At 71.9% G+C, this 21535-nt stretch carries 12 protein-coding genes; 2 read left to right on the top strand and 10 right to left on the bottom strand.

The features are described 5' to 3' along the window. Positions 1-11: 11 nt before the first annotated feature. The 7 genes from OG841_RS18615 to OG841_RS18645 form a co-directional block, all read right to left on the bottom strand. Positions 12-1625, bottom strand: a complete 1614-nt coding sequence (locus OG841_RS18615; protein ID WP_328640448.1) for a succinic semialdehyde dehydrogenase — start codon at positions 1623-1625, stop codon at positions 12-14. A gap of 126 nt (positions 1626-1751) precedes the next feature. Next, a complete protein-coding gene (locus OG841_RS18620; RefSeq protein ID WP_365119573.1) occupies positions 1752-2702 on the bottom strand; it encodes a serine/threonine-protein kinase in 951 nt (316 codons plus the stop codon). A 56-nt stretch (positions 2703-2758) separates the two neighbouring features. Further along, positions 2759-4330 carry a serine/threonine-protein kinase gene (locus OG841_RS18625; RefSeq protein WP_328640446.1) on the bottom strand — a complete coding sequence of 524 codons (1572 nt, stop codon included), beginning with the start codon at positions 4328-4330 and terminating at the stop codon, positions 2759-2761. Between the two features lie 75 nt (positions 4331-4405). Further along, a complete protein-coding gene (locus OG841_RS18630) occupies positions 4406-5989 on the bottom strand; it encodes a serine/threonine-protein kinase (RefSeq protein WP_328640445.1) in 1584 nt (527 codons plus the stop codon). Positions 5990-6356: 367 nt separating this feature from the next. Beyond that, positions 6357-8102, bottom strand: coding sequence for a serine/threonine-protein kinase (locus tag OG841_RS18635; protein WP_328643626.1), 1746 nt, complete (start codon positions 8100-8102; stop codon positions 6357-6359). Between the two features lie 152 nt (positions 8103-8254). Further along, complete coding sequence (locus OG841_RS18640) at positions 8255-11080, bottom strand: protein kinase (protein WP_371566165.1); 2826 nt, start codon at positions 11078-11080, stop codon at positions 8255-8257. A gap of 174 nt (positions 11081-11254) precedes the next feature. Next, on the bottom strand, positions 11255-13336 hold the full coding sequence (locus OG841_RS18645; RefSeq protein ID WP_371566167.1) for a serine/threonine-protein kinase: 2082 nt from the start codon (positions 13334-13336) through the stop codon (positions 11255-11257). Positions 13337-13725: 389 nt separating this feature from the next. Between OG841_RS18645 and OG841_RS18650 the strand changes: the two genes are divergently transcribed. Beyond that, a complete protein-coding gene (locus tag OG841_RS18650; protein WP_371566169.1) occupies positions 13726-14769 on the top strand; it encodes a serine hydrolase domain-containing protein in 1044 nt (347 codons plus the stop codon). Between the two features lie 119 nt (positions 14770-14888). On the opposite strand, the gene OG841_RS18655 is transcribed toward OG841_RS18650, so the two are convergent. Then, positions 14889-16595: a glycerol-3-phosphate dehydrogenase/oxidase gene (locus tag OG841_RS18655; RefSeq protein WP_328640441.1), complete on the bottom strand. Its 1707-nt coding sequence runs from the start codon at positions 16593-16595 to the stop codon at positions 14889-14891. Between the two features lie 285 nt (positions 16596-16880). Here OG841_RS18655 and OG841_RS18660 point away from each other — a divergent pair, with 285 nt between their 5' ends. After that, complete coding sequence (locus OG841_RS18660) at positions 16881-18098, top strand: nucleotide sugar dehydrogenase (protein WP_057607855.1); 1218 nt, start codon at positions 16881-16883, stop codon at positions 18096-18098. Between the two features lie 648 nt (positions 18099-18746). Here OG841_RS18660 and OG841_RS18665 read toward each other — a convergent pair. Together OG841_RS18665 and guaB are read right to left on the bottom strand one after the other, a co-directional pair. After that, the gene (locus OG841_RS18665) at positions 18747-19871 is read right to left on the bottom strand and encodes a GuaB3 family IMP dehydrogenase-related protein (RefSeq protein ID WP_059204877.1); all 1125 of its coding nucleotides are present in this window, start codon (positions 19869-19871) and stop codon (positions 18747-18749) included. A 117-nt stretch (positions 19872-19988) separates the two neighbouring features. Further along, a complete protein-coding gene (gene guaB, locus OG841_RS18670) occupies positions 19989-21491 on the bottom strand; it encodes an IMP dehydrogenase (RefSeq protein ID WP_328640440.1) in 1503 nt (500 codons plus the stop codon). Positions 21492-21535 lie beyond the last annotated feature (44 nt).

Here is a 21535-nt window from a genome sequence, read left to right on the forward strand (position 1 = left end):
AACGGACGTTTCTACTTGAAGCGGAAGGCCTTCATCACCTTCAGGCTCCGGCTCATGAACTGCGCGTACTTCTCGTCGTCCATCCCCAGCGAGGGCGCCATCGGCAGCAGCCGCTGCTGGGCGACCGTCTGGGCCTCCGTGTACTTGAGGATGCCCTCGGAGCCGTGGCGGCGGCCGAGGCCGGAGTCCTTCATGCCGCCCATCGGGGACTGGACGCTGCCGTAGGCGGAGGCGTAACCCTCGTTGACGTTGACGGTGCCGGCCCGCACCCGGGAGGCGATCTCGCGGCCGCGCCTGCCGTCCTTCGTCCACACCGACGAATTCAGGCCGTACGGCGTGGAGTTGGCGAGCTCGACCGCCTCGTCCTCGGTCTTGAAACGGTAGAGGGAGACGACCGGGCCGAAGGTCTCCTCGGCGCACACGGCCATCGGCTCGGCGACGCCGTCGAGGATGGTCGGCTCGAAGAAGTAGGGGCCGATGTCCGGGCGGGCGACGCCACCGGCGACGACCTTGGCACCCTTGGACACGGCCTCCTCGACATGCCGGGTGACCGTCTCCAGCTGCCGCTCCCCCACCAGCGAGCCCATGTCGGCGCCGTAGGCGAGGGACGTGCCGAGCCGCATCGCCTTGGTGCGGGCGGCGAAGCGCTCCAGGAAGGCGTCCGCGATCGACTCGTGGACGTACAACCGCTCGATGGAGATGCAGAGTTGGCCGGCCGAGGAGAAGCAGGCGCGGACGGCACCGGCGGCGGCCTTCTCTATGTCGGCGTCCTCCAGGACCAGCATGGCGTTCTTGCCGCCGAGTTCGAGGGAGACGCCGATCAGGCGGGCGGCGGCGCCCTGGGCCACCTCGCGACCGGTGCGGGTGGAGCCGGTGAAGGAGACGTAGTCGGCGTGCCGGACGACCTCGGGGCCGACGACGGGACCGTCGCCGAGGACGACCTGGAAGACCTCGGCGGGCAGGCCGGCCTCGACGAGCAGGTCGCGGGCCCACAGGGCGGTCAGGCAGGTCTCGGTGTCCGGCTTCATGACGACGGCGTTGCCCGCGACGAAGGCGGGGAGCGCGTCGCCGACGGACAGCTCCAGCGGGTAGTTCCAGGGGGCGATCTGGCCGACGACCCCACGCGGGTGGCGCAGCTCGGTGACCTTGGTGAGGGTCGGCACGGCGCCCGTGTGCCGCTTCGGCTTGAGATAGGCGGGCGCCTTACGGCCGTAGTGCCGCGCCGCCACGGCGACCGCCTGCACCTCCTCGTGGGCGTGCAGACGCGCCTTGCCGGTCTCCAGCTGGATGAGGTCGAGGACCTCGGCCTGGCGTTCGAGGATCAGATCGTGGAAGCGGAGCAGAACGGCGGCGCGCTGCCGTACCGGAGTCCGCTCCCACACCGCCTGCGCCTTGCGGGCCGCCTCGAAGGCCTTCGCCACGTCCTCGGGCGTCGACTCGGGAAGGTCGGCCAGCTTCTCGCCGGTGAACGGCGTGTGGTTGGCGGTACGACCGGACCCGGTCACGCCCTTGGTGAGCTGGGCGACCAGCTCCGGGGTGACCACGTCGGCCGCGGTACGGGCGCCCTCCGGGGCGGGGGCGAGGGGGTTCGTGCCGGTCTTGGCCGTGGCCTGCGCGTCCGTCATGAGCCGCAGGGTATTCGGGAGCGGGGGCTTTGGGTACCCGTCGGTAACGGGCGTTCACGACGTACACACACATCGCCAGTGATGACTGGCAGTGAATGTGCTGATCAGGGGGTTGGACGGGGATGATCAGCCGCGTTCGGGTTTTTTCTGGAGCAGGAGGCCGAGGGCGGAGAGCGCTGTGAGACGACGGGGCTCGGGGACGGTCGACGGACCGGCGGCAGGGTCATGGAGGTCGGCCGCGGGGGGCCCGGACTCCATGGCCGCGGCCTCCCTCCCGGACCCCTCTCCCGCCCCCGGTGCGTCCGCGAGCAGGGCCCACTCCGGCGAGCTCGTCCCGGCGACCTCGGCCAGCAGGCGTGCGGCCTCCTCCGCCGACGGCCGCTCCTCCGGCTCGGGGACGAGGAGCCGCTGCAGCAACGGCCCCAGTGGGCCGGCCTGCGCGTCCGCCACCGCCGCCCGGAGCACCGCCCCCAGCGACCACAGATCGGAAGCGGGCCCCGCCCCGGGCCCCGACGCACACTCCGGAGCGACGAACCCGGTGAAGGTCTCCCCGCCGCCGATGTGTCCGGCGCCACCGATCCCGAAGTCGGTCACCACCACCCGTCCGCTCCCCGTTTCGAGAAGCACATTGGTGGGCTTGAGGTGCCGGTGGACGATGCCGACGCCATGGGCGGCGTGGAGGGCACCGAGGACGGCGAGCCCGATCAGGGCGGTCTCGGCGGCCGGTAAAGGTCCCCGCCTGGCGAGCACCACGTCCAGCGACTCCCCCGCCACCAACTCCATGACGACCCACGGAAGGTCGTCGTCGAGCAGTACGCCGTCAAGGGTGACGGCGACCGGATGATCGACCCGCGCGGCGGCACGGGCCTCGTGCGCGAGGCGGTGCATCACCCGCCGCCGTTCCTCGTCCTCGGCGTCCTCGCTCAGCCGGAGTTCCTTGACGGCGACGTGCCGTCCCTCCCGCTCGTCGAGAGCCCGCCACACGGTGCCGTTGGGCCCGGACCCGATCCGCCCGACAAGCCGGTAACGCCCATCGATCAGACGTCCGTCGGGCGAGTGTTCGCCGCCTTCGCTCATGGCACATGACTACCGCGTGCACCACGCCGTTGTCGAAGCAGCAGGCCCGGAGCCACTCAGAGCCTGTCCACGCCCAGATTCGCGATCGCCGTCCGCGCCACCTCCCGCCCCCGCCCGGTGAAGTCCCCCTTGCCGGGATAGCTGACGGTGAGTTTGTACATGTCTCCGGTGGAGGTCCGGTAGTAGAAGATCTGGAGTTCGCGGGGGCGGGGGTTCTGCGTGTCCGTGGTCTTGTAGGTGACGGTGGTCTTGGCGGCCTTCCGGCCCTGGTACGTCTGGTCCTCCGGCCGGGTCTTCGCGGTGTCCGGCATGCTGAGGTCGTAGTCGCCGCTCTCCTTGAACCGACCGTCGTCCTCGTACATCTCGGCGGCCGCGGAACCCGCGATGTCGTGGGCGGTGTCCTCGGCCTTCCGGTCCAGCCTCAGTCCGATCCAGATGCTGCCGCTGTAGTCGGAGTACGTGATCCAGTGGGTCTTGTCCGTCTTCCGGTCGGGCGTGGTGGGCTGGTAGTCCGCGGGCACCGCCAGCGTCGCGGCGACGTCCTTGGTGTGCTTCTTGCTCCAGCCGTCCGGCAACGGCCCCGCGAACGGGTCCGCGATCACCAGATACGCCGCCACCGCGGCCGCGACGACCGCCCCGCCGAGCCCGAGCCATGCCTTGCGGCCCAGCCGGAGGCCGCCGCCCGCCGGGACCTCCACGGTCCGCACGATCTGCGTGGGCTCGGGGACGGGCGGGTGGGCGGTGGCCTCCAGGAGTGCCCTGACCTGCGCGGCGTTCGGGCGGCGCGCCGGGTCCTTCTGGAGGAGGCCGTTGATGGCGTCGGCGAGCGGGCCGTACGCGGCGGCGGGCGGGGCGGGCGTGGCGTTGAGGACGGACTGGAGGGTCGCGGGGGTGTTGCTGCGGCGGAACGGCGAGACGCCCTCCGTCGCCGCGTACAGGACCACGCCGAGAGACCAGAGGTCGGAGGCGGGGCCAGGACGCTGGCCCAGCACCCGCTCGGGGGCGATGAACTCGGGCGAGCCGACGAAGCCACCGGTGTCGGTCAGGTTGGTCTCGCCCTCGATCTGAGCGATGCCGAAGTCGGTGAGGACGACCCGGTCGTACCGGCCGAGCAGGACGTTGTCCGGTTTCACATCCCTGTGCAGGATGCCCGCCGCGTGCGCGGCCTCCAGCGCGCCGAGCACCTCGAGGCCGATTCTCGCCGCTTCCCGCGCCCCGAGGGTGCCCTCCTGCAACGCGTCACCCAGCGAACGGCCCTGCACCAGCTCCATCACGATCCACGGCCGGCCGTCCACGACCGCCACGTCGTGCACGTTCACGACCGAGGGGTGATCGAGCCGGGCCGCGGCGCGCGCCTCCCGCCGCATTCGCTCGAAGGCGTTGCCTCGTTCGCGTTCAGGAAGATGGTCCGGGACACGGGGTTCCTTGACGGCCACCTCGCGGTCCACCGTCTCGTCCTTGGCCCGCCACACCGTACCCATGCCACCGTGCCCGAGCTTGGCGAGCAGCCGGTACCGGCCCGCGACGAGCCGGCCGACGCCCGACTCCGGCTGAGGGGGCCTGGGAGGTTGCAGAACATAACTCGTCGTCTCGTCGGACTCGTGGCCGACTCCCCCGCTGCTGCTCATGGGTTCATCCATATCGCGCCAGACCCGCAGGCATCCAGAGGTGATGCATTCCGGTCACACACCCGTGACGTATCTCTACGGCGTGGTGAAGGTGTCAATCGCCACGTCGAAGTGCTCCTTGGCCTCCCGTACCTTCCCGACCGGCGCCGACACCCACACGTCGTACAGCCGCCCGCCCTCCTCCCAGCACAGGTCGTAGGTGTGCCGGGCGCCCTCGGCCGCGCTGAAGCCGTCCCAGGTGAACTCCCAGAGTGCGGCGGGGTGTCCGCGGTGTGTGAGCGAGGTGACCCGGCCGTCGCGGTAACCGGGGTTGGCCTCCGGGCCCTTGGCGGCCGCGCGCCGCATCACACCCAGCGGGCCGCCGGGTTGGCGATCGGTGACCTTGACGCCGAGACGGAAGGTGTCGCCGGACGACAGGTAGAAGACCCGCTCCCCCTGCGGCTCACGGGTGAACCCGTCGGGCACGGCGAGCGCGAACCCGGCGGGGTCCTCGGCGACGTGGTAGCCGGAGGGTGCGGAGGGCAGGGTCGCGGTGGGTGCGGGCCTCGCCGTTCCGGTCGGGCTGCTCGTGGATGTTCCGGGCACCGGACTACCGGCGGTCGTACGGCCGTCACCGCCGCTCCGGTCCATCAGCAGCACCGCCGCCGACACCCCCGCTCCCGCCGTCACGGCGGCCAGCAGCACCGCCGTGAGCACGCCCCGCCGCCACCGCACCGGCGCCATGAGCCCACCGCGCCCGGCCCGCTCCGGCGCCGGGGAACGCCGTAGCGGAAGATCCCGCTGGGTGGGCGTGTACGCACGCTCGGGTGCCCGGCGCGGCGGCGTGCGGCCCGTCTCGCCGAAGGCCCGCAGCATCCGCTCCGCCTCCACCGCGTCCAGGCGCCGCTCGGGATCGCGCTCCAGCAGTCCCCGTACGACGGGAAGGAGCGGCGCGGCCTGCACGGGCGGCCGGATCTCGTCGATGACGACGGCGTGCAGGATGCCGCCCAAGGAGTCCCGCCTGAACGGCGATTCACCGCTCAGGACCGTGCACAGCAACGCGCCGAGGGACCACAGGTCGGCCTCCGGGCCGGTTCTGACCCCGGACATCCGCTCGGGTGCGGTGTACTCGGGCGAGCCGACGAACGAGCCGGTCTCGGTGAGGGTGGTGGCGCCCGCGACCTGGGCGATGCCGAAGTCGGTGAGCACGACCCGGCCGGTGCCGGACTCGACGAGCACGTTGGCGGGCTTGATGTCCCGGTGCAGCACCCCGGCCGTGTGCGCCGCGCGCAACGCGCTCAACAGGTCGGCGCCGATCCGGGCGGCCTCGGCGGCGTCGACCGGGCCGTGCGCGGAGATCCGGTCGGCGAGGGAGCCGCCGTCGATCAACTCCATGACGATGTACGGCCGTTCGTCCTGCTCGACGACGTCGTGGACCACGATGATGTGCGGGTGGGACAGCCGGGCCACCGCGCCGGCCTCACGCAGGGTCCGGTCGCGCTGGAGCCGGGCGTCCTCGGCGGAGAGTGTCTCGTCGAGGGGGATCTCCTTGACGGCCACCTGCCGGCCGAGCAGTTGGTCGGTCGCCCGCCACACCACGCCCATGCCGCCGCGCCCGATCCTCGCCTCCAGGCGATAACGGCCCGCGATCACACGGAAGGTGTCCCCCTCGGTCCCCATGCGCCCCATCATGCCGCAGCGGACGGATGCCCTCCGGGGCGGTGACCGGCCAAGTATGCCTCCGCCCCGGGACAGCAGGTGCACACTCCACGGAACTCAGGCCCAGGCGCGGACCGTGCTGGACCGGCTCGACGCGGCCACGTCGACACCGCGCCGAGCCCGAACAGTGTCGTGTGGTCGAGCCGGGTGCCGCCTTTTGACGCCCCCTCGGGCGCCTGCACCGCCTGAGTCGCGGCCACCGCAGCCGCAGCCGCGAGGGTCGAGTTGAAGACGGACTACAGGTTCACCGGGGTGGTGCCGCGGCGGAATCGCGGGACGCCGTTCGCGGCCCCGTACTGCACCACGCCGAGCGACTGTTCCACTCGGATCAACCCTCCTGGAAGCCCCGCAGGATCCGGTCGAACTGCTTTCTGGTGGTAGGCCAGTCGTCGGCCGGCGAAGCCGCGTAGATCGCGTACTCGGTGCCGTCACCGTCCACGTACCCGACGTCGATCGCACGGTAGGGCCCCGGGAAGTAGTGCGGCGGGTCTTTGGCCAGTGCGTTCCACGTGTACTCCCACCGGACGCCCGGCAGGTCGCGGAACAGCTCCTCCTTGAGGCTCAGCTGCTTGTAGTGCTGCAGCTTTGAGACCCGCTGTTCCAGGTTGCTCATGTGCTCGTACGCGGTACTGAAGTCCGGCGCGGTGTCGACGGCAATCCGCACGAGGTGGATGCCCTTGTCGGGCGAGTAGTCGACCTGCCGAAGGCCGTCCTGGTCGATGGAGACGGACCGCTTCCACCCCTTGGGCAAGGGGACACTGAACCCCACCGGGTCGTTGCGCCGCTCCCAACCGGCCGGAACCTCACCCGTGGCCGGGCTCGGCGTGGAGCTGGGCGAGGTACTCGACGAGGCCGAGGGGCCGCCGGTGTCCCGTCCCTCGTCCCATTTCTGCAACGCGACCGCAGTCCCGGCGCTGACGACCGCGGCGAGCGCGACCACGAGCACGACGGAACGCAGCCGACGGCGCCTGGGCGGGGCTGCCGGGGCCATGCCGGTGTGGTGCGGCGGCCCGACGACCGTGGAGACGGGGGCCTGGGCGTACGGGGCGCCCGAGTGGTACGTCGGGCCCGAGCCCGAGGAGTACGACGGTCCCGTGGCCGAGGGATACGACGGCCCCGCGGCTGAGGGGTACGACGTTCCGCCGACCGGTGTGCCCATGGTCGGTGTGCCGGGCCCACTGTGGGAGCCGCTGTGCGCCCCCGGCTCATGGCGGGAACCCATGTGCTGCGTCGGCAGATACGCCTGTGCCGTGCCCGGCCGCCGTCCCTCCGCCGCTTCGGCGAGCATGTGCTCGGCCTCGGCCGCGTCGGGCCGCACGGCGGGGTCCTTGTGCAGCAGGGCGGCGATGACGGGCCCGAGCGGACCGGCGTTGCGCGGCTCGGCGGGTTCCTCGTCGACGACGGCCTGCATCGTTGTCAGCGGGGTCGTACGGCGGAACGGCGAGCGTCCCTCGACCGCCGTGTACAGCGTGGCGCCCAGCGCCCACAGGTCGGCGGACGGGCCGGGGTCGGCGCCGCGGACCCGCTCGGGGGCGAGGTAGTCGACCGAGCCGACGACCTCTCCGGTGCGGGTGATGGTGGTGTCGCCCTCGATCTGGGCGATCCCGAAGTCGGTCAGCAGGACGCGGCCGTCCCGCGCGAGAAGGACGTTGCCGGGCTTGATGTCCCGGTGCAGCACCCCGGCGGAGTGCGCGGCCCGCAGGGCCCGCAGCACCCACAGCCCGATCCGGGCCGCCTCGCGCGCCTCGATACGGCCGTCCTCCTTGACGGCGTCCGCCAGCGAGCGGCCCTCGACCAGCTCCATCACGATCCAGGGCCGGCCGTCGTGGTCAAGCACGTCGTGCACGGTGACGACGGCCGAGTGGTTGATCCGGGCGGCCGCGCGCGCCTCGGCGCGGGTCCGGGCGAGCAGCACGGCCTGGTCGCTCTCGGAAACGTAGAGCGCGGCGGTCAACTCCTTGATCGCCACGGCCCGGTGCAGCACCTCGTCATGGGCACGCCAGACCCGGCCCATGCCGCCCTTGCCTATCGGGTCGGCGAGCCGGTAACGCCCCGCGAGGAGCAGGCCCTGCATCTGATTCACGTTTCCCCGCAATGCTCTTGACGCAGTCAGACTAAGGACCGGCCCGCGCCGAGGGGAACCAGGGGGGCGTCAAGGAGACCTCACTGTGACGGTTGTCGCTTCCGCGAAGTACGAGTGAACCCTCGCCGCCGGTACGGCGTCCGTCAGCCGGTCACCTGGTAGGTGGCCGACGCCTGCTCGTACAGCCGGGTCACCTCGTCCCGCTCCGCCTCCGGGCCGCGCACCTGCACGATGTGGTACTTCCCGCCGATCAGGATCGCGACATTGCGCACGTACAACTCGCGCCCGTCGTCGCCGGTCCAGGTGAACTGCCCCTCTGCCATGCTCCGCGTGCCCACCTGGATCGACTTCAGCCCGGTGGCGGTGGCCCAGCTGGAGTCGCGGTACGGCTGGAGCTCTGGCTCCTTCTCCCGCTGGTAGACCATGGGATCGCTGCCGTTCGCGGCCGCGGTGTCCCGCCCGGGGACGACGATCAGCTCGAAGTTGCCCTGCGAGTAGACCACCTGACCGCGGCCGTTCCTCGGGGTGCGGTCCCAGCCGCCCGCCACCGCGACCTTGAAGCCCTCGGGGTCCGTGCGCAGGGTGAAGCCGTCGGCGACCTCGGGCCCGGCGGTCTGGGTCTCGGCGGCCCCGCTGGACCGCGACGGCTCGGGAGTCGTCTGCTCGGGCCGCGGTTCACTGCTGGTCGACGGGGACTGCGCGGGGCCGGCCTGACTGGTGGAACCGGTCTTCTGCCCGGCGCCCTCGTCGTCGGGGTCCGCCTTCGGCATGAAGTACATGGCGTACGCGATCGCCGCGGCCATCACCAGCAGGATGAGCAGCAGCAGAGTGCGGCCCAGGCGGCGCGGCGAAGGAGCGGCCTCCTCCCGGGCTCGCTTGTGCCGTCCGTGCGTCGCGGGCAGCCCGGCGCGCCGCCTGCGCACCAACTCGCCCCGGCGCCGCACGATCGGCAGCCGGCTCCTGTCCACCGGGGGCGCGGCGACGACATGGGCGCCGGCCTCCGGCTCGGGCGCGGACCGCACCAGCGACCGCAGCCAGCCGCGCAGTTCCTCGAAGTCCAGCCGCTCGGTCGGGTCCTGCCGCAGCAGCGACTCCACGACCGGCCTGAGCGGCCCGCACTCCTCCGCGAAGGCGGGCGGCTCGGCGCACACCAACTGCACCAGCTCGGCCGTCGACTCCTCGGGATAGGGCGCATGCCCCTGGACGGCGCGGAACAGCAGCGCCCCGAGAGCCCACAGATCGGTCGCGGGCCCGATGGGCGCGGCGAGCTGCCAGTTCTCATGCACCGGCCCGGCCTGCTCCGGCGCCCAGCGCTCGGTGACCGGTCCCACCACGGCCATCCGGGCCTGCCGCGCCCGCTCGGCGGCGAGCGCGGTGGCAGGACCACGACGGGCGGGGGCATCGGCAGGGGGGAGGTCCTCCCAGCGGGTGGGCGCGGACGCCTGATCAACGGCAGGCACGGCGTCAAGAGCGGGAACGTCACCCACGGGCCCCGCGGCCCCGCCGCGCGGCACGGCACCGTGCCAGGGAGCCGGGCGCGCTCCATAGGGGTCGGCTGTCTGCCCCGGAGCCCCGGCACCGGGCGCCTGCTCGATGCCGTTCACCGCCGGATACGGGGACCGTGCAAGGCCGTTGGCCGAGGGATACGGCGGCTGCGGCACGCCATTGCCCGACGGATAGGGCGGCTGCGCCACCCCGTCGGTCTGTACGGCGGGGTCGGCGCCGGGCGTTCGTGCGCCGGGGTCGGCCTCCGGTGCCGGGCGGGCTCCGGGCAGGGCGGCCCTGCTGTTCTGCGCCTCCTGGACCCGGGCCGCGGCGCGGGCCCCCGCCCGATACGCGGCGATCGCTCCGGCCCGCGCCGCGCGGATGTCCGTATCGCCGTCGGGCTCCCTGCGGACGAGCTCGGCCGAGGGCCCGGTCCCGTTCGCCGCCTCCACCCCGGCGCTGGGCAGCCCACGGGCCTCCCGTGCCTCGATCGCGGCCCGCCGGGCGGCCTCGGGATCACCCCCACCGAAGGTGACCGCACCACCCGGGCCCGGCCCGGCGCTTCGGGCGTCCAGCCCGAAGGCCGCACCCGTGCCACCGTTCCCGAGAGCCGTACGAGCGCCACCCGCCCCGCCGGGCGCCCCGGCACCACCACTTCTGCCCGCGGCGCCGAACCCACCGGCCGGACCCGTCGCCTGCCCGGGAACCCCGTATCCACCGGGTTCCCCACGCCCGTCGGCCCCACCGAGCCCACCACCCGGACCCACGGCAGACTCACGCGGCCCCGCACCCGCACGTCCACCGCCCGGACCGTCATCCGCCCCGGCCCCGGACTCCCCGTCCCCGGCGCCCCACTCACCCGCCTCGACCGGCACCGGGTCGTACCCGCACAGTGCCTCCTCGGCCGCGCCGACCGCGAGGCCGGTCAGCATGACGCGGCCGTCGTCGCAGACGAGGACCGTACGCGCGGTGATGTTGCGGTGCACCCAGCCGTGCGCGTGCAGCACCCGCAGCGCCATGAGCACGTCCGAGGCGACCTCGGCCGCCCGGTACGGCGTCAGCGGCTTCTCGGCGAGCAACGCCGCGAGCGGCCGCGCGGGCACCGACTCGCTGACGATCCACAGCGAACCGCCCTCGGCGAACACGTCGAAGACCTGGTCGAGCCGTGGATGGTCGGGTATCCGGGCGGCGGCCTGCGCCGCCTCGACGGCCCGCCGCACGGCGGGCTCCGTGGGCCGGCGGGTACCGCCCCGCCCCGAGGTCCGCCGCGCGCCCCGGGGATCCCGGGCCGTGAACCCGTCGGGCAGCCCCTCCGCGTCGAGCACCTCCGCCTCGACGACCTCGGGCAACGGCACCTGCCTGACCAGGACTTCCTGCCCGCTGTAGGTGTCGAAGGCGCGTGTCTCGGTGAGTTCGTACTCGTCGGACGGAGGCAGCGGAAGGCGGTAGCGGTCGGCGAGCACCCGACCCGCATAGTCGTCCACGTTGCCTCCCCCGGCCGCCCGGTTGGTCAATTCCGTTCGCCTTGCGGCCCGTTCCGTACCGATACCTGGATGCGGACGGTCCACAAACACTCACGATACGTGCCGGAGGCAACCCGCAAAGAGGGGATTCCATATCTCAGGGTCCAAACACATGACCGTCTACCGCAGAGCGCGTCACGACTTCGGTTCGAAGGTACGAGCGAGCGTGTGCCATGTGTCCTTGCGCAGCTCAGTGCCCCAGTTCGCGGCTTTCGCGGTGTACATCAACGCATATCCGAGATGGCCGTTCACGACGAATCCACGGTCTATCGTCCGGTACTTCGTCCCGCTCTCCACATAGGTGAACTCCCAGTCGGCCGCGTTCCAGCCCCGGTAGCCCACCTTCTCTATGCGGATCTTGGTGTACTGCGAGCGGCGCATGCCCTGCTCCTGGTTCTCCCAGTCCGTCACCGGGTCGCCCTTGGGCGTGGTGGTCCAGGCCACGAGCAGCTTCTGCCCGTCGGGCCCGGTGAACCGGTCACCCGCGGAACTGCTGGTCCGGAACTTCCACCCCTCCGGCAGCCCGATCGAGTACCCCTGACTCCCCTTGTGCGTCGAGGTCACCGCACCGTCGTCGGCGGAACCCCCCGAACCGGAGGACCCTTGCGAACTCCGGCCGCTCTCCTCGGTGCTCGGCGTGTTACCGGCCCCCGCACCGGTCTCCGGCGAGGCGGACCCGGTGGTGGACCCGTCGCTCCGGGTGCCCCCGCTCTCGTCCTCCTTGGTGTCGGCACCGGCGCTCGCGCCCGCCGTCACCTTGGAGCCGCCGCCCTTCGCCCCGTCGTTGTCGTCCCCGCCGAGCGTGAGGGCCAGCACGGTACCGATCACCGCGAGCGCCACGACCACCGCGATGATCACCAGAGTCCGCCGCGGCACCACATCGGTCAGCGGCGCCCTGGGCACCGGCCTCGGCGCCAGGTCCGGCGGTGGCGTCATCACGGGCCATCCCGAACTCCGCCCGTCCGAGACCGCGTTGGTCTGCTGCGTCTTTCCGTCCCGGACCCCGGCCGCCCCGCTCGGGGCCGACGTCGAAGCCGACCCGGACGGCGCACTCGCCGTCCCCTTCCCCTGAGACGCAGACGGAGCCGAGGTGGCCGGAGAGGTCGAGGCAGCGGGAGAGGCCGAGGCAGCCGGTGCCGCCTCGGAAGCCTGGGCCGGTACCTTTCCGCCGCCCGAACCCGCAGTACCGCTGCCGGACTTGGTGCGCGTCGCGGCCGCGGACGTCGCCGCGGCCCCGGCGGCCTTGCGCACGGAACGCAGCGCCCCGCGCAGCCCCTCCCCGCCCGCACGCTCCTGCGGCTGCGCCGGCAACGGCACCACCCGGGTCGCGTCCGCCGCGGGCTCGGGCTCGGCCGGCTTCGGCTCGGGCGCGTGGATCACCGCGGTGAGCATGGCCCGGGCACGGCCGTCGTCGAGCCGCTGGGCAGGGTCCTTGGTGAGCAGGCCGTAGATGACGTCCTTGAGCGGTCCCGCGTTCTTCGGCTCCTCCAGCGACTCGGTCATCACCGCAGTGAGCGTCGCGATCGCGGAGCCCTTGTCGTACGGCGGGGCGCCCTCGACCGCCGCGTACAGCAGCCCGCCGAGCGACCACAGGTCGGCCGCGGGTCCCGGCTTGTGCCCACGGGCCCGCTCCGGGGAGATGTAGGAGGGGGCGCCGACGAGCATGCCGGTGGAGGTGATGGACGGGTCGCCCTCGACCTGGGCGATGCCGAAGTCGGTGAGCACGACCCGGCCGTCCTCGGAGATCAGCACGTTGGACGGCTTCACGTCCCGGTGCAGAATGCCCTCGCGGTGCGCGGACCTGAGCACATCGAGTACCGCGAGGCCCACCTCCGCCGCGCGCTTGGGCTCCAGCAGGCCGTCCTCCCGGATGACCTCGGCGAGCGACTTGCCCTCGACGAGCTCCATCACGATCCAGGGCCGGTCGTCCTCGTCGACCACGTCGTACACGGTCACCGCGCTGGTGTTGCGGATCCGCGCGATCGCCTTGGCCTCACGCAGCGTGCGCGTGATCAGCCGGCGCTTCTCGTCCTCGTCGATGCTGGACGGGAACCGCAGTTCCTTGACGGCCACCGTCCTGCCCAGGGTCTCGTCCTCGGCACGCCACACCGTGCCCATGCCTCCGCGGCCGAGCACTCCTCCCAGCCGGTACCGCCCGGCGAGGAGACGGTGGTTCTCGTCCTGCCGGGATGCTCCCGCCCGCTCCGCGTCCGACATGCGTCCCCTCATGAACCCGCCCTGACAGAGCCTCCATTGTCCCTCACCCGACAAGTGCCCGACGCCCAGGGTGCCCCTGGCTCCACCTCGCCCGCAGCACGGCCCGGGGATGCCGCCACAGAGGCCCCGCCGGCCCGCGTCACCCCTCGGCCCACAGCTCCCGCCCGCCCGGACCGAGCACACGTGCCAGGCGTGGCCGGGGGAGTCCGACGACAGGGCCCAGGGACTCCTCCGCCGCACCGCCACCGCACACCGGTCGCACCCGTCGGCGCCCAGCCGCCACCCGGCCTCCGGTACTCCCCGGCACCGCGGCGGCCACACCCGCGAGGACCGGGTGGAGTCCCTGTTCCGCGACCCTGCATGATGGCTCCGACAAGGAAGGACCCGCCATGCCGTCGCTACGGACACTACTGGTCGTTCCTGTGTCCCTGGCGCTGCTCGCCCTGGCACCGGCAGCCTCCTCGGCGCCCTCGGCCCCGCCCACGGACGCGACGCTCCCGCTGCTGGTCGCGCAGGGCGGCGCCCCCGCCGCGGCGTACCTGGCCCGGGAGCAGAGCGGAACCCGTTACGCCGAGGCGGGACCGGGAATCGCCCGCGCCGACCACTTCCGCGCCGGCAGCATCACCAAGACCTTCATCGCGACGGTCGTCCTCCAACTGGCCGCGGAGCACCGGCTGAAGCTGTCCGACACCGTGGAGCGGCACCTGCCCGGCCTGGTGCGCGGAGCGGGCAACGACGGCCGCGCGCTGACCCTTCGCGCCCTGCTCACCCACACCAGCGGACTGAACGACTTCACCACGGACACCCGGGGCCTGATTCCCCTCACTCCTGCTCAAGCCGTCCGTATCGCCCTCAGCCACCCTCCGGCCGACCCCGGTCGCTACTTCTACTCGAACACCAACTACGTCCTGCTCGGCATGGTGATCCGTCAGGTCACCGGTGACTCCTACGCGGTGGAGGCCGAGCGGCGGATCATCGCCCCGCTGCGTCTGACCGGCACCTCCTTTCCTGGTTCGCGCACCTCTCTCCCCTCTCCACACGGCCGTGCCTACACCGCCGACGGGTCCGACATCACCGCGCTCGACCCGCGGGTGGCCGGGGCCGCGGGCGAGCTGGTGAGCACCCTCGCCGATCTGGACCGCTTCTACGCGGCGCTGCTCGGCGGACGGCTGCTGTCCCCGTACTGGCTGCACGAGATGACGGACACCCGCACCGCACACGGCTTGTACGGCATGGGGCTGTTCCCGGTGAAGCTGCCGTGCGGCACGACGGTGTGGGGACACAACGGCCGCATCACCGGCAGCTACGTGCGCACCGCAGCCACGGTCGGCGGCCGTCGCGTCCTCACCTTCCGCGTGAACACGACGTCGATCGCAGACCCCGACCTCGAACCGGCCCTGCTCGCCGCCGAGTTCTGCCCCCGCACCTCGTAGAACGACCGGGTTCCGAACGAAGATCCCGGCTCACGACACTCGTTCGAGTGATGCTCTCGGTCCAGTGGTGCTCGGTCCATTGACACTCGGTCGAGCTGCGGCCGAACTCACCCGGGGCTTCAGAGCGGCGCGATGTCCGGCGCCCCCAACCGCGCCGCGTCCGCGGTCAGGTCGTCCGGCTGCCGCTGCGACTCGCGCTCCGCCTCGACCCGCTTCTCGTAGTGCTCGACCTCGCGCTCGATCTGGTCCTTGTCCCAGCCGAGCACCGGCGCCATCAGCTCGGCGGCCTCGCGGGCGGAGCGCACACCCCGGTCGAAGGTCTCGATGGAGATACGGGTGCGCCGGGTCAGCACGTCGTCCAGGTGTCGCGCTCCCTCGTGCGAGGCGGCGTAGACGACCTCGGCGCGCAGATAGTCGTCGGCGGCCTGAAGCGGCTCGCCCAGCGTGGTGTCCGAGGCGATGAGGTCGAGGACCTCTTCGGCAAGGGCGCCGTACCGATTCAGCAGATGCTCCACGCGGACGACATGAAGCCCGGTACGCGCCGCGATCCGCGCCCGCGCGTTCCACAGCGCCCGGTAGCCCTCGGCGCCCAGCAGCGGCACGTCCTCCGTGACGCATTCGGCGACCCGGGTGTCGAGTCCGTGCACCGCCTCGTCGACGGCGTCCTTGGCCATCACCCGGTAGGTCGTGTATTTGCCGCCCGCGACCACGACGAGTCCCGGCACCGGGTGCGCCACCGTGTGTTCGCGCGAGAGCTTGCTGGTGGCGTCCGACTCCCCGGCGAGCAGGGGCCTGAGGCCCGCGTACACGCCCTGGACGTCGTCCCGGGTCAGCGGCACCGCGAGCACCGAGTTCACGTGCTCCAGCAGGTAGTCGATGTCCGCGCTGGAGGCGGCCGGGTGGGCCTTGTCGAGGTCCCAGTCGGTGTCCGTGGTGCCGATGATCCAGTGCCGGCCCCAGGGGATGACGAACAGCACGGACTTCTCGGTGCGCAGGATCAGCCCGGTCGAGGAGTGGATGCGGTCCTTCGGCACGACGAGGTGGATGCCCTTGGAGGCGCGGACGTGGAACTGTCCCCGCTCGCCGACCATCGCCTGGGTGTCGTCGGTCCACACCCCGGTCGCGTTGACCACCTGCCTGGCGCGGATCTCGTACTCCCCGCCCGCCTCGACGTCCTGCACCCGGGCCCCGACCACGCGCTCGCCCTCGCGCAGGAACCCGGTCACCCGGGCGCGGTTGGCGGTCTTGGCGCCGTAGGCGGTCGCCGTGCGCACGAGGGTGGCCACGAAGCGGGCGTCGTCCATCTGGGCGTCGTAGTACTGAAGTGCCCCGACCAGCGCGTCCTTCCTCAGGGCGGGCGCGACGCGCAGGGCGTGACGATGGCTCAGGTGCCGGTGCGTGGGCAGACCCCGACCATGCCCGCGGGCCATCGACATGGCATCGTAGAGCGCGACGCCCGAGCCGGCGTACAGGCGCTCCCAGCCCTTGTGCTGCAAGGGGTACAGGAAGGCCACGGGCTTCACGAGATGCGGGGCGAGCCGCTCGAGGAGCAGTCCCCGCTCCTTCAATGCCTCGCGGACGAGGGCAAAGTCGAGCATCTCCAGATAGCGCAGACCGCCGTGGATCAGCTTGCTGGAGCGGCTGGAAGTGCCCGAGGCCCAGTCACGCGCCTCGACCAGTCCCACGGACAGGCCCCGGGTCACCGCGTCGAGCGCGGTACCCGCACCGACCACGCCGGCTCCCACCACCAGGATGTCCAGTTCGCGCTCGGCCATTGATGCGAGTGACTCGGCACGCTGTGCCGGCCCCAGTGTCGCTGTCCTCACCACTGCCTCCCGCTGTCGGTCGCGCCGGTCTCACACGTACCCGCCCGTGCCCAAAGTCTGACCGGCTTGCCCGACTTCGGCCACCAGTCGCCCTCAGCCTGTGGATAACTTTCACCACCGCGTACCCCGAAGGCCACTCGGGCTCACAACCCTGCAGGAAGACACACGGAACCAATGACGTATTTCGGTCATATTTACTCCTAGTCTGACATTGCGCTCGCTCGTCCAGTCCACAGGGCTTGCGCACCTGTCCCGCTTCGGTTACTGGGAAGGACGGCCCACGCCATGCCCGCAGATCTCGCCGTGATCGGACTCGGCCCCTACGGACTGCCCCTGGCCCAGGCCGCTGTCGCCGCCGGCATCTCCACCCTCGGCTACCGCACCGGCCCCGAGGCCGGATCCCTCAGCCCCGCGGAACTGCGCCGGATGCTCTCGGGGGGCTTCCGGACGGCCGCGGGGCCGGCCGAACTCGGCCGCGTCCGTACGGCGGTCATCTGCGCACCGACCCCGCCGGCCCCGGACGGCGGCCTGGACCTGAGCCAGGTGGAGGGGGCCGCCCGCACCCTGAGCACACACCTGCGCCCTCACACCACCGTCATCCTGGAGTCCCCCGTGCCCCCGGGCACCACCGAGGAGTTCCTGCGCCCGCTCCTGGAGAAGGGCTCGGGTCTGCGCGCGGGCCGCGACTTCCACCTCGCCTACTCCCCCAGCCGCGTCGACCCCGGCAACCGCGACTTCACGCCCGCCAACACTCCCAAGGTGATCGGCGGCCTCACGCCCGCGTGCACGGAGTCGGCCGCCGCCTTCTACTCGCGCCTCACCGACAAGGTGGTACGCGCGCGTGGCCCGCGAGAGGCGGAGACCGTCCAGCTCCTGGAGACCAACTTCCGGCACGTCAACATCGCCCTCGTCAACGAGATGGCCGTCCTCTGCCACGACCTCGGCGTCGACCTCTGGGACGTCATCCGCTGCGCGGAGACCAAGCCGTTCGGCTTCCAGGCCTTCCGCCCCGGCCCGGGCGTCGGCGGTCACGCGGTCCCCCGCGACCTGACCGGCGGCAGCCTCGGCGGCGGCCGCACCCTGCGCATGGTCGAGCTCGCCCGGCAGGTCAACGACCAGATGCCCCGTTACGTCGTCCAGCGCGGCGCCGCTCTCCTCAACGAGCACGGCAAGTCCGCGCGGGGTGCCCGCGTCCTCCTGCTGGGCGTCACCTACAAGCCCGACCTCGCCGACCAGCAGGGCACCCCCGCCCAGGAGGTCGCCGTACGCCTGATGGAACTCGGCGCCGCCGTCAGCTACCACGACCCCCACATCCCGTCCTGGAGCGTCCTGGACCGCCCGGTCCCGCGCGCGGACTCCCTCTACGAGGCGGCGGCCGACGCGGACCTGACGATCCTGCTCCAGCAGCACCGGACGTACGACCTGCAAGGCCTGTCGGTGAAGGCCCAGCTGCTGCTGGACACACGGGGGGCCACGCCTACAGGGGCGGCGCACAGGTTGTGAAGGGGGGCGCGCGGATGGACCCGGCTCCGGAGCCGGTGGCATGCGGGACGCGGCGCGGGTACCTTACGGAGACAGGTGGGTCCTCCGCAGTGGCCACTGCGGCAGGCTCCTGGATGGTTCACGGAGTGTGCGCCCCTAGTTGCCATGGGGACGGCCGATCACCAGCCCACCAACAAGGTGGAGCCCACCGCAGTGGCTGCTGCGGCAGGCTCCTGATGGTTCACGGAGTGTCCGCCCCTAGCTTCCTTGGGGGCGGCCGCTCACCATCCGAAAATCCGCAAGATCCACCTCCTCCGGCACTTCACCATCCGCAGACGGATCTGATCCCAGCGAGTGGGCTTGCGGTGACGTCCCATGGACGCCCCCTTCCACGACACCGCCCAGTAGCCCGGTGGACGGTCCGTCGGAAATCGGGCCGGGCCCCGAGGAGCGGGGTCCGGAACCAAATCCTTGGAAGGGGGCGCTCCAGGAACCTGGGGCGCCGACACGGACGTTATCGCCCTCGGCCCGGCTGACCAGCCCGTTTCCACCCCGAACACAACCGCGCGCCGCCGCACCACCCCACGCGCCGCCCGCCTCGCAAAGCCCCGGGCATACGAAAGGGGGCCGGTCACCACCAGGTGACCGGCCCCCTTCCCGCCGTAAGCCCTACCGCTTGTGCTGCGAGTCCGCGACCGTCACCTCGACCCGCTGGAACTCCTTCAGCTCGCTGTACCCGGTCGTGGCCATCGCCCGCCGCAGCGCGCCGAAGAAGTTCATCGAGCCGTCCGGGATGTGCGACGGGCCCGCCAGGACCTCCTCGATGGTGCCGACCGTGCCGAGGTCGACCTTCTTGCCGCGCGGCAGCTCCTCGTTGACGGCCTCCATGCCCCAGTGGTGGCCGCGGCCGGGCGCGTCCGTGGCACGGGCCAGCGGGGAGCCCATCATGACGGCGTCCGCGCCACAGGCGATCGCCTTGGGGAGGTCGCCGGACCAGCCCACACCACCGTCCGCGATGACGTGCACGTACCGGCCGCCGGACTCGTCCATGTAGTCCCGGCGGGCGGCGGCCACGTCGGCCACGGCCGTCGCCATCGGTACCTGGATGCCCAGCACGTTCCGCGTGGTGTGCGCGGCGCCGCCGCCGAAGCCGACCAGGACGCCCGCCGCGCCCGTGCGCATCAGGTGCAGGGCGGCGGTGTACGTGGCGCAGCCGCCGACGATCACCGGAACGTCGAGTTCATAGATGAACTGCTTCAGGTTCAGCGGCTCGTGCGAGCCGGAGACGTGCTCCGCCGAGACCGTCGTGCCGCGGATGACGAAGATGTCCACACCCGCGTCCACCACTGCCTTGGAGAACTGCGCCGTGCGCTGCGGGGAGAGCGCGGCCGCGGTGACCACACCCGAGTCGCGCACCTCCTTGATGCGCGCACCGATCAGCTCCTCCTTGATGGGGGCGGAGTAGATCTCCTGCAGGCGCCGGGTCGCGGCGTCCACGTCCAGCCCGGCGATCTCGTCGAGCAGCGGCTGCGGGTCCTCGTACCGGGTCCACAGGCCCTCGAGGTTCAGGACGCCGAGGCCGCCGAGTTCTCCTATACGGATCGCGGTGGCCGGGGAGACGACCGAGTCCATGGGGGCGGCCAGGAAGGGCAGCTCGAAGCGGTAGGCGTCGATCTGCCAGGCGATCGAGACCTCCTTCGGGTCGCGCGTACGACGGCTGGGGACGACGGCGATGTCGTCGAAGGCGTACGCCCGGCGGCCGCGCTTGCCGCGCCCGATCTCGATCTCAGTCACGATGTGTGGCCTTTCCCTGATGCGTTCAGCGTCTTCCAGTATCGCCGACGGGTACGACAAGGGCGGCCCCGGATGCTCCGGGACCGCCCTCACGCGCGCGTGGCTCTCAGCAAGGGCTCACTTGCGGCTGTAGTTCGGGGCCTCGACCGTCATCTGGATGTCGTGCGGGTGGCTCTCCTTGAGGCCCGCCGAGGTGATCCGCACGAAGCGGCCCTTGGACTCCATCTCGTCGATGGTGGCCGCGCCCACGTAGCCCATGGTCTGACGCAGCCCGCCCACGAGCTGGTGCAGGACGCTGGACAGCGGGCCGCGGTAGGGCACCTGGCCCTCGATGCCCTCGGGCACGAGCTTGTCGTCGGCGGCGACCTCGGCCTGGAAGTAGCGGTCCTTCGAGTACGACTTGCCCTGGCCCCGGGACTGCATGGCACCGAGCGAGCCCATGCCGCGGTACGACTTGAACTGCTTGCCGTTGATGAACTGCAGTTCGCCGGGCGACTCCTCGCAGCCCGCGAGCAGCGAGCCCAGCATCACGGTGTCGGCGCCGGCGGCGAGCGCCTTGCCGATGTCACCGGAGTACTGCAGGCCGCCGTCGCCGATGAGCGGGATGCCCGCGGGACGGGCGGCGAGGGAGGCCTCGTAGATGGCGGTGACCTGCGGGACGCCGATGCCGGCGACCACGCGCGTGGTGCAGATGGAGCCCGGTCCGACTCCGACCTTGATGCCGTCGACACCGGCGTCGATCAGCGCCTGGGCGCCGTCACGCGTGGCGACGTTGCCGCCGATCACGTCGACGCCGACGCTCGACTTGATCTTCGCCATCCAGCTGAGGGCGTTGCTGTTGTGGCCGTGCGAGGTGTCCACGACCAGGAAGTCCACACCGGCCTCGGCGAGCGCCTGGGCGCGCTCCAGGGCCTCGGGGCTGGCGCCGACGGCGGCACCTACGAGGAGGCGGCCTTCGGAGTCCTTGGCGGCGCTCGGGTACTTCTCCGCCTTGACGAAGTCCTTGACGGTGATCAGGCCCTTGAGGACACCGGAGTCGTCGACGAGCGGCAGTTTCTCGATCTTGTGCTTGCGCAGCAGGTCCATGGCGTCGGCGCCGGAGATGCCGACCTGGCCGGTGACCAGCGGCATCGGCGTCATGACCTCGCGCACCTGGCGACTACGGTCGGACTCGAAGGCCATGTCACGGTTGGTGACGATGCCGAGGAGCTTGCCGGCCGGGTCGGTGACCGGGACACCGCTGATGCGGAACTTGGCGCACAGGGCGTCGGCCTCGGCGAGGGTCGCCTCCGGGTGCACGGTGATCGGGTCGGTGACCATGCCGGACTCGGACCGCTTCACCAGGTCGACCTGGTTGACCTGGTCCTCGACGGAGAGGTTGCGGTGCAGCACGCCGACGCCGCCGAGGCGGGCCATCGCGATGGCCATGCGGGACTCGGTCACCTTGTCCATGGCCGCCGAGAGCAGGGGGATGTTCACCCGGACGTTGCGGGAAATGAGGGACGAGGTGTCGACCGCGTTCGGGAGCACTGCGGACGCTCCCGGCAGCAGCAGCACGTCGTCGTAGGTCAGCCCGAGCGTCGCGAATTTGTCGGGCACTCCGTCGACGTTTGCAGTCATGACACCTTCCCCAAATGGCCTTGATCGGTGCGGATGTCCATGCT

The organism is Streptomyces canus (genome assembly GCF_041435015.1).
GTDB classification, from domain to species: domain Bacteria; phylum Actinomycetota; class Actinomycetes; order Streptomycetales; family Streptomycetaceae; genus Streptomyces; species Streptomyces canus_G.